The organism is Cytobacillus oceanisediminis 2691 (genome assembly GCF_007678455.1).
GTDB lineage: Bacteria > Bacillota > Bacilli > Bacillales > Cytobacillaceae > Mesobacillus > Mesobacillus oceanisediminis_A.
Map to the genome: position 1 here is coordinate 1 of NZ_VEEP01000346.1, position 245 is coordinate 245.

Here is a 245-nt window from a genome sequence, read left to right on the forward strand (position 1 = left end):
CGCACGCCACCCCTTATGTCCAACTGCACTAACCTCTTTCATCCCACTTACTTCAAGACCTCCTCCTTCAACACCACCCATTCCTCCTTCACCCCCACCACCTCCTCCTTTAACACTAACCTCAACAGTTTTCACACCATCTTCCATACAACTCTTACCTCCACTTTCTCCTCCCATTTCTCCTCCCAATCCAGTCCATTTACCTCAACCCTTCAAACCAACCCCACCTGCACTAGACCATGATA

1 protein-coding gene is annotated in these 245 nt (G+C 49.4%); it reads right to left on the minus strand.

The genetic code is table 11. The annotated features are described in order from the left end of the window. Positions 1–177 (minus strand): 30S ribosomal protein S11 (rpsK, locus tag FS736_RS25635; protein ID WP_144481570.1); only part of this gene is annotated, 177 nt, incomplete at its 3' end. Between the last annotated feature and the right edge of the window lie 68 nt (positions 178–245).